2 protein-coding genes are annotated in these 2,521 nt (G+C 64.5%); both read right to left on the bottom strand.

Annotated elements, in window-relative coordinates:
* Positions 1–1,227 (bottom strand): RCC1 domain-containing protein (locus tag D7V88_RS40570; RefSeq protein WP_279636146.1); only part of this gene is annotated, 1,227 nt, incomplete at its 3' end.
* 52 nt (positions 1,228–1,279) lie between these two features.
* A partial coding sequence (locus D7V88_RS40575) for a PEGA domain-containing protein (protein ID WP_244238665.1) occupies positions 1,280–2,521 on the bottom strand: 1,242 nt, incomplete at its 5' end.

The raw sequence follows: 2,521 nt of genomic DNA on the forward strand, positions 1-2,521 counted from the left end.
GCCCCAGGCCCAGACGGTGCCGTCCGACTTCAGCACTAGGTTGTGAGCCGAACCGCTGGCAATCGCCTTAACCCCCGTCAGGCTCGGCACCTGCACTGGAGTAGTGCGCGTCGTATTCGTTCCGTCTCCCAGTTGGCCGGACGAGTTGTAGCCCCAGGCGCGGACGGTGCCGTCCGACATCAATGCGATGGTATGGTGGCTGCCCGTGGCCAGGGCAGTCACGCCAGTCAGGCCCTGCACTCGTACCGGCGTGGAGCGGCTCGCGGTTGTCCCATCCCCGAGCTGGCCAAAATTGTTACGGCCCCAGGCCCAGACGGTGCCGTCCAACCTCAGGGCAAGTGTATGCGCATCGCCTACGGCCAACGCAGTAACACCCTGCACCTGCAACAGTAATTGCACTGGCGTGTGACGGGTCGTTGTCGTCCCATCGCCGAGCTGGCCGTACTCGTTGAGGCCCCAGCCCCAGATGGTGCCATCCGACGTTTGCGCCACACTGTAAGCCGTACCGCCGGCAATTGCTCTCACTCCTGTTAAACCCTTCACCAGCACCGGGGTAACGTGAGACGTAGTCGTCCCATCGCCGAGCTGGCCGTAGTTGTTGTTGCCCCAGACCCATACGGTGCCGTCCTGCTTCACGGCAAGCGTGTGGTTTGCGCCAGCGGCGAGGGCCTTGACGCCAGTCAGGCCTAACACCTGCACCGGCGTGTGGCGGTCCGTGGTTGTCCCATCACCGATCTGACCTGTTATGTTCCAACCCCAGGCCCATACATGACCGTCTGCCCTAAGGGTCGCCACCCCAGAATACGTCGCAGCAAGCTGTAGAGTGCGAGTCGCAAACAAAGTACATGTCGCTTCCACCCCCTCGTTAATGCCCGCGGCACAGTTGTTGTCCCACTGGTCGCAGACTTCAGTGGCCCCTGGATGAATCGCACTGTCGTTGTCGTTGCAGTCGGAGGCATCCAATATGTAGCCATCCGGTGCTTCAGTAGAATGAATGGCCTTTTTCTCATCGCCGTAGCCGTCCCCATCGGCGTCGCGATACCACGTCGGCACGGGCCCGCTTCCTCCATCCGCGCCACTCACTCCAGAATCGGGGGTGTTTCCCTCGTCGGCTATGGCGCCGCACCCCACGGGATTGCGAGCGCAGAATTCCCGCTCCGCGCGCTCGAAGTCGATGCAGCCACCAAGCACTACGGCGAATGCCAAAGTAACGAAACGCGCGCTCATTGCCACCTCCCAAAGACGTAAGCCGTCCCCCCCCTCTCCTCAGGCGGGGTGCCTATTCTGCGTCCTCCAGGTTGAGTTTGAAAACATTCTGCTCGCCCGCGTTCACGTCAACGGTCCTTGTAACGTCCTTCTCCAGTCTCTTGTTGACGAGGCGCATGGTGTGCCTGCCCGCAGGCACCTCAATGGGCGCGAGTGGCGTCTGGCCGAGCTCCTTTCCGTCGAGGTGCACGGTAGCGAAGGGCCGGATGCGGATCTCCAGTGTGCCATTGGCCAGAACGTTTCCGGGGCGGCGTGCCGGCCGGGGTCGCTGGACGGGAGGAGGACTCGAATGCACGTCTGCTGGGGCGTTTGCCTCCAGGGTGGGCTGTGCCGGTTGAGTCTGCGTCTGCGGCACCTCCGCTGTCTTCGGTGTCTCGGCGCGCCCAACAGGCTGCGCGCCCGCTGCTGGATGCACCACCACGGCCACGGCGGCGAGCGACGCCGCGGTTGTTGGGGCCTCCGTCTCGGCGGAGCGAGGCGTCTGCGGATGTGGTGATGCCCCCATCGCGAACAGCAGGAGGACTCCTCCCGCAGCGAGCAGTACGGCACCCACTGCAACCGCAATGTGACCCCCCCGTCGCTTCGAGTCCACGGGCGCTGTCAGTTCGGCGCTGCGCGTGTGTATCTCATCGTCGGCGTCCAGCCTTGTACGGGTGTCTTCTGGGGCCGCTGGTTTAGGGCCAGCAGGTATCGCCGGTGATGGCGCGAGGGCGCTGGCCCAAGAAGGTACCCACGAAGTTCCCGTTCCGCGCTTCCCCGACAGCGTCAGTTCACGCGCTGGCTCAGCTTCGAGATCTCCTTCCCAACCACGATGAGGAGGCGGCACCACGCGCTCCTTGACGGTCGTCCGGTTCGCACGAGGTTGCACCGCGCGCTCCCTCACCGTGGAGCGGTCTGGCATGCCAACCACGGGCGGTGGGGGGGGCACCTGCGGCTCCGCAGCTGGCATCGACAGCGCACTCGCCATCATGGGGACGATGGACTCCGCAGATGCATCGACCGGCGCTTCCATGGGGTTCGGTTCCTGTGCCGGCTTCATTCCCTGCGCGCCATGCGCACGCGGTGCCTCCTCCCCTGGATTCACACCGAGTGCAATGATGCTCGCTCCGGGCACGCTCTGCCCCACGAATTGGGCAACCTGGTACGCGCCCACTGACTCTCCAGCGGATACGATGAAGCGCTCTAAATCCGCCTGGAGCGCTCGGCAGTCCGGGTAGCGCGCGTCACGGTTCTTCGCCAGCGCCCGTTCCAGCAC

Origin of the sequence: Corallococcus terminator, from assembly GCF_003611635.1 — a bacterium.
Taxonomy (GTDB): domain Bacteria; phylum Myxococcota; class Myxococcia; order Myxococcales; family Myxococcaceae; genus Corallococcus; species Corallococcus terminator.